The following is a 5,902-nucleotide window of genomic DNA, read 5'->3' as shown; positions in this document are numbered from 1 at the left end:
GCGCGGCGGCGGGTATCGGGCGTCTCGCCGCCGCTCTCGCCCAGCTCGGTCAGCCGCAGGAAGATGGCGCGGGCCACCGGCCGCTGGTCGGGGGTCAGACGTTGCTGGAAGACCGTCTCGGCCGTCTTGGCGATGGCCCCGCGCACCCCACCCGATTCGGTATAGGCAGAGAGGGTCATCGTCCGGCCGCGGCGGCGCGTCCACGTCTCCAGCAGGGCGTGGGAGAGCAGGGGCAGCGCGCCCGGCTCGTCGCCCACGTCGTCGAGCATGACCTCGACCAGCCCTTCCTGGAGCTTCCAGTCGCCGCGGGCCGCTGGCTGGACGATGGCCCGGAATAGCTCATCGCGGCTCATCGCGCCGATGTACTCCTGGCGCTGCGAGACCAGTTCGCGCAGGCCGTCGTACTGGGCGCACTGGGCGTAGAAGTCGGCGCGCAGGACGATAACGGACGTCACCGGCGCGTCCGAGCCGGCGGCGGCCACCAGGTTGTCAATGAAGATCCGGCGCTCACTCTCCTGGCGACACAGCGAGAACACCTCCTCGAACTGGTCGATGACGAGTAGCAGGTGCGGCCGGCCGGCGCGGGCCAACGTCTGGCGCGCCGCTGTTGAGAGCGTGGCCGGCGCGGCGGCCAACTCCTGACTGAGTGCGGCCACGGCCGCCGCCGGCTGCCCGTCACGCAGCAGCGAGGCAGCCAGCGCGTCCAGCGGGTGGGTCGTCGGCGTCAAGACGTGAGTGAGCCATTGGTCAGAACCGGGCGGCGGCAGCGAACCATCGGCCAGCGGGGCACCGCGCCGCAGCGCAGGGATGACGCCGGCGCGCACCACCGACGACTTGCCGCTGCCCGACGCGCCGATGACGGCCAGAAAGCGAGCGCCGCTCAGCCGGCCGACCAGCCGGGCCGTCAGCAGTTCGCGGCCCAGGAAGTCGTCAGCGTCGGCCTCGTCGAAGTAGCGTAGACCTTTATAGGGCGGCTCGCCCGGCTCCGGCGGCTGGCCCTCGATGTCGCGCACCTGGGCCGCGCCGACGAAGGTCGATTCGATATTGACGATCGCGCCGCGGAAGTCGCCCGACAGGTTAAAGGTCTTGCCGCCCTCGGCGTCAGCGGGTTTGGCCGTCTCAGTCATTGGTTAAAGTATAATCAAGCCGTCAAGCGATTCAGAGACAAAGCTAGACAACGATATCAGCTACGGAGTCCATGACGTGTGTCGGTTGGAACGGGAAGCGGGTGATGTCCTCGCGCCGGGTAACGCCGGTCAGCACCAGAATGGTATCCATCCCGCTCTCCACGCCGCCCTTGATGTCGGTCGCCATCGTGTCGCCGACCATGATGGTATCCTCGGAGTGAACGTCCAGGTAATTGAGCGCGGTGCGCATCATCAGCGGGTTGGGTTTGCCGACGAAGTACGGTGTGACGCCGCTGGCCTTTTCGATGAAGGCAGCCATCGCGCCACAGGCCGGAACCGTGCCTCCTTCGCCCGGCCCGCTGGGATCGGGGTTGGTCGCCAGAAAGTGCGCCCCAGCCGCCACCAGGCGAATGGCCTTGGTCAGTTGCTCCAGGTCAAAGCTGCCCTCGCCCAGCACCACGTAGTCAGGGTTTAGATCAGTGATCACGTAGCCAATGCCGTGGATGGCCGAAGTCAGCCCGCTCTCGCCCAGGACAAAGGCGGTTCCCTCGCGCTGCTGGCTCTGCAGGAAGAGGGCCGTCGCCATGGCCGAACTGAAGATGCGCTCCAGCGGCACTTGCAGGCCCATCGTACCCAGCCGGTGGGAGAGGTCGGCCGGCGTGTAGCGCGGGTTGTTGGTCAGCACCAGGAACTCGGCCTGGCGGTCGATGAGGGTGCGGATGAAGACGTCCGCGCCGGGAATGAGCGTCCGGCCACGCACCAGCACACCATCCATGTCGATGAGGTAGTTCTTGGGAGTTGTCATGTGTTTCAATCCTGAGGCTAGACGGTATTATAACAGGCGCGGCATTTAGCGCTCAGACCTGGCAGGGGGCGACTATAGGGCGTGTTTTGTCAGAATAGCGATGGCCGCCCACCTGTCCGGACTTGGGTAACTTATGTAAAACCTTTGGTCTCAAGACGCGCAAGCTTGTTTCACTCTGAGAGTTATGGTAACATCATCGTAGCAGAAGAGGGGATGTCGCCTAAGAGCGGAACCGGACCAGGCGGCGCAGGCCGGTGGCCGGGTTCAGAAAATCCAATCCGCAAGGATAAAAGCAGGTAGGTGACAAAAATGGACATTGTGAATCGACGGCCCGGCCTGGTGGTGTTGCTGGCATTCGCCGTGGGGCTGCTACTCGGCCTAGTCGTGCTGGGCTGGTGGCTGTTCCCTGTCGAATGGAGCGGCGCCGACCCATCAGGGCTCTTTCCCGAATATCAATCCACGTTCGTTCGCAACGCGGCCGAACTGTACTCATTCGATAATAACCAGGACAAGTTGCGCTCGGCGCTGAGCAGCTGGGGCGGCGATAGTGTGGCCTGCGAGCTGGCGGCGTCGGCCGTAGACCCGGGCGATCAGGCGCGCCTGGTGGCCGCGGCGACCATCGTCAACGGCCAGGGCTGTACCGGCCTGGCCGCGACTGGCGCGCTACCCGGCGCTCAAGGAGAGGCCACGGCCGCCGCACCCGACGCCGAGGGCGCGGCTGAGGGCGGATCGAACCTGTTGCCGCTGGCGTTACTCGGCCTGCTGCTCTTGCTGCTGCTGATCGCCGCCTTCTACGTCTGGACCCGGCGGCGGACGCTGGCCGAAGGCACCGAATCGGGGCCGCTGCCTGAGTACTCGCGGACGGCCACCCGAGCGGCGCGGCCCGGCGCCCGCGCCACCACCGGGACGGCCGAGACCGTCGCGGTGACCGCGCCGGCAGCGGCCGAGCCGGCCACCGTGCCCATTGCCCGCTTCCGCACCAGCTACACCCGCGGCCATGATACCTACGATGACTCCTTCAGCATCGAGAACGCCACCGGCGACTTTTTGGGCGAGTGCGGCGTGGGCATCTCCGAGGCCATCGGCGCGACGACGCCCAAGAACGTGACCGCCTTCGAGGTGTGGCTGTTCGACAAGAACGACATCCGCACCATCACCAAGGTGATCATGAGCGACCACGCCTTCTTCGATGAGGCGCTCAAGGCCAAGTTGGCCCCCAAGGGGGAGCCCGTGCTGGCCCGCGAAAACGAGACGATCGTGCTGGAGACGGCGTCGCTGATCATCAACGCCGAGATCACCGAGATGGACTATGGCTCGGCCTCTGAACTGCCCGACGCCAGCTACTTCGACCGGTTCACCATCGAACTGTCGGCCTGGGCCAAGGAAGGCGACTACGCCGCCTCCCCCTCCGCCGGCGCGGGCGAAGATTTGCTCAACTTCTCCAGTTAGCCTGTAACGATCTTTTTCCGCCAAGCGCAAAGACCCGGCAGCCAATCCGCTGCCGGGTCTTTTTTAGTGATCCGTAGGTCAGTATTCAGTAGAACAGCAAGCCGTGGTCAGTTGTCCGTCGTTTGTCAGCGGTCGGCAAGCTGTAAGCAGTGGCCCACGTTACGCCCTGATGTAGGGGTCGTAAAGCTTCTGCCACTCGTCCAGAGCGTAGCGGTCGGTCATGCCGGCGATGTAGTCGGCGACGATGCGGGCGAGCGGGGCCTCGTCGAGTCGAGCATAGGTCTCAGCCGGCAGCATGTGCGGCTCCTTGATGTAAGCCTCGAACAACCCGGCAATGAACCGCTCGGCTTTGGTCTGCATGCGCACCAGACGATAGTGGCGGTACATGCGCTCGTACAGGAAGCGCTTCAGCGCCCGCACTTTCTCGCCATACTCCGGCGAGTAGCCAACCACGTTGTGGGGATGAAGCTGGAGCCGCTCTGGCGAGTCGATGCCGCCGGCCTCCAGCGCGGCGCTCGTCTGGCGCATCACGTCGGTGACGGAGCGGCCGATCAACTCGCGGATGATCTCATGCCGGTGTAGCGAGGAGAAGTGCTCCCCCGGCCGCCAGCCCGCCTTATCGCACAACTCGCGCCACACAACCAGTTCCTCCAGATCGTCCAGCGTGAACAGGTCCGCCCGCAACCCATCGTCCAGGTCGTGAGCGTTGTAGGCGATCTCGTCGGCCAGATTGGCGATTTGAGCTTCCAACGAAGCGCGCTTCTCTGGTTCATAGGCTGCGGCCTCGCTGACGTCGTAATCCGTCTCGTGCTTCAGCATACCTTCCCGCGTCTCATAGGTCAGGTTGAGACCGTGGAAGTCAGGATAACGCCGCTCCAGTTCCGTCACAATGCGGTAGCTCTGGGTATTGTGGTTGAAGCCGCCGTGGTCGGCCATGAGCTGGTTGAGCATGTGCTCGCCGGCGTGGCCAAAGGGCGCGTGGCCCAGATCGTGGGCCAGACAGATGGCCTCAGTCAAGTCCTCGTTGCCCCCCAGGCCGTTAGCCATCGAGCGGCCAAGCTGGGCCACCTCCAGCGTGTGGGTCAGGCGGGTGCGGTAGTGGTCGCCCTCGTAGAAGACGAAGACCTGTGTCTTGTACATCAACCGGCGGAAGGCCGTGGTGTGAATGATGCGGTCCCGGTCGCGGGTAAAAGCGGTGCGCGTGGCCGACTCCGGCTCGGGGTAAGCCCGGCCGCGCGACGCCGCGCTGCGCAGTCCAAATGGGGCCAGGCGCATCGACTCGATGGCTTCTAGTTGCTGTCGCATGCGGATCATAGTTACCCAGGAGAAATTATGAATGATGAATTATGAATGCAACCGCGAACAATTGGTTCCCATTCATAATTGCCTTGTTGCCGTGGGACACAGGCCAGTGTAACATAATCATGAATAGACCGCTACGGGTTGCAGCAGGTTATCATGCAGCAGTCGAATCGTTCAGGGTGCGCCCTGCGTTTGCCCCAGTTGATCATCATCCTGGTCGTCGCCAGCTTACTGGCGGTGGGCATCTTCCTGGCTATCCCCTATCTGCGCGGCCGGCCGGAGTTTCCGCGCGGAACCTTTCCGGTCTACATCGAGGGCAATCAGGTCATCGTCACGATGGATCCTGACCAGGAAGTGTTTCTCATTCCCATCGGTGGTGTGGGCGAAATACCGGGCATAGGCGGGCAAGCGGGCGTCTCCACGGCGACGCCATCCATCATCTCTACGCTGACCGTACCCACAGTGACGCCCCAGATTTTGCCTTCGGCCGCGCCGGCCACGGCCGTTCCGCCCATCGCCATACTGCCTACCCGAGCCAGTTGCATCACCTTCACCAACTACACGGTGGCGGCGGGCGACACCCTGTTCAGTATTTCCCGCAAGTACGTCACGACCATCGCCCTGATGGCGCGGCACGGCATCTCGTCGACCTCACTGGTTCCCGGGGCGGTGCTGCGCGTGCCCATCGGCGATCCGGCCTGCTGCCCGGCGGGTTGGAAGCCGTACGCGGTGAACGAGGGGGAGACCTGGTTCAGCATTGCCCAGGCATGTGGCACGACAGTCGAGGCGCTCCAGCAGGGCAACGGCGTTGGGGCCGGGGGGACACTCTACATGGCCTCCATCATCTGCGTGCCGCAGAACTAAGACTCCACAGATTGCACAGATTTTGTCTTCAAATCTGCGTAATCTGTGAACGCTGTGGATTCTTCTCTTCTAAATCGCGAGTTGCCCGGTCAGCACCAACACAACCAGCACCAGGACGAGGATGTTGAGCCACAACAGGACGCCGACGATGATGCGCTGCGAATCAGTAAGCTCCCATTTGCCCCGTGGTCGATAGGTTGTCTCAACCGTCGTCTCGACGCGCTCGCTCTCGCTGTACACTTCGCTTTCCTCGGTCATGTCTTGCTCACCTCATCCACGCCGTAACTTGACATAGCGTAACGCGCGTCGGGTCAACTGTCAATGCCCGCGCAGCGTTACGTCGCCCGCGGCGACG

The 5,902-nt window shown here is 63.8% G+C and carries 6 protein-coding genes; 2 read left to right on the top strand and 4 right to left on the bottom strand.

The window, feature by feature from the left end:
• Both ACE3UY_RS07225 and ACE3UY_RS07220 read right to left on the bottom strand, forming a co-directional pair.
• Positions 1-1,127, bottom strand: a 1,127-nt coding sequence (locus ACE3UY_RS07225; RefSeq protein ID WP_374686869.1) for an AAA family ATPase, incomplete at its 3' end; no start/stop codon positions are given.
• A 43-nt stretch (positions 1,128-1,170) separates the two neighbouring features.
• A complete protein-coding gene (locus ACE3UY_RS07220; RefSeq protein ID WP_374686868.1) occupies positions 1,171-1,932 on the bottom strand; it encodes an HAD-IIA family hydrolase in 762 nt (253 codons plus the stop codon).
• Positions 1,933-2,241: 309 nt separating this feature from the next.
• On the opposite strand from ACE3UY_RS07220, the gene ACE3UY_RS07215 reads away from it, so the two are divergent.
• Entirely contained in the window at positions 2,242-3,381 is a 1,140-nt protein-coding gene (locus ACE3UY_RS07215; RefSeq protein ID WP_374686867.1) for a hypothetical protein, read from the top strand.
• 159 nt (positions 3,382-3,540) lie between these two features.
• Here ACE3UY_RS07215 and ACE3UY_RS07210 read toward each other — a convergent pair whose 3' ends face one another.
• Positions 3,541-4,686: a deoxyguanosinetriphosphate triphosphohydrolase gene (locus ACE3UY_RS07210; RefSeq protein WP_374686866.1), complete on the bottom strand. Its 1,146-nt coding sequence runs from the start codon at positions 4,684-4,686 to the stop codon at positions 3,541-3,543.
• 153 nt (positions 4,687-4,839) lie between these two features.
• Here ACE3UY_RS07210 and ACE3UY_RS07205 point away from each other — a divergent pair, with 153 nt between their 5' ends.
• A complete protein-coding gene (locus tag ACE3UY_RS07205; protein ID WP_374686865.1) occupies positions 4,840-5,547 on the top strand; it encodes a LysM peptidoglycan-binding domain-containing protein in 708 nt (235 codons plus the stop codon).
• A gap of 69 nt (positions 5,548-5,616) precedes the next feature.
• On the opposite strand, the gene ACE3UY_RS07200 is transcribed toward ACE3UY_RS07205, so the two are convergent.
• On the bottom strand, positions 5,617-5,805 hold the full coding sequence (locus tag ACE3UY_RS07200; protein WP_374686864.1) for a hypothetical protein: 189 nt from the start codon (positions 5,803-5,805) through the stop codon (positions 5,617-5,619).
• Positions 5,806-5,902: the final 97 nt, after the last annotated feature.

It is taken from the genome of Promineifilum sp. (SeqCode) (assembly GCF_041918635.1).
Lineage (GTDB): Bacteria > Chloroflexota > Anaerolineae > Promineifilales > Promineifilaceae > Promineifilum.
This window is presented reverse-complemented; position numbering and strand designations above follow the sequence as displayed.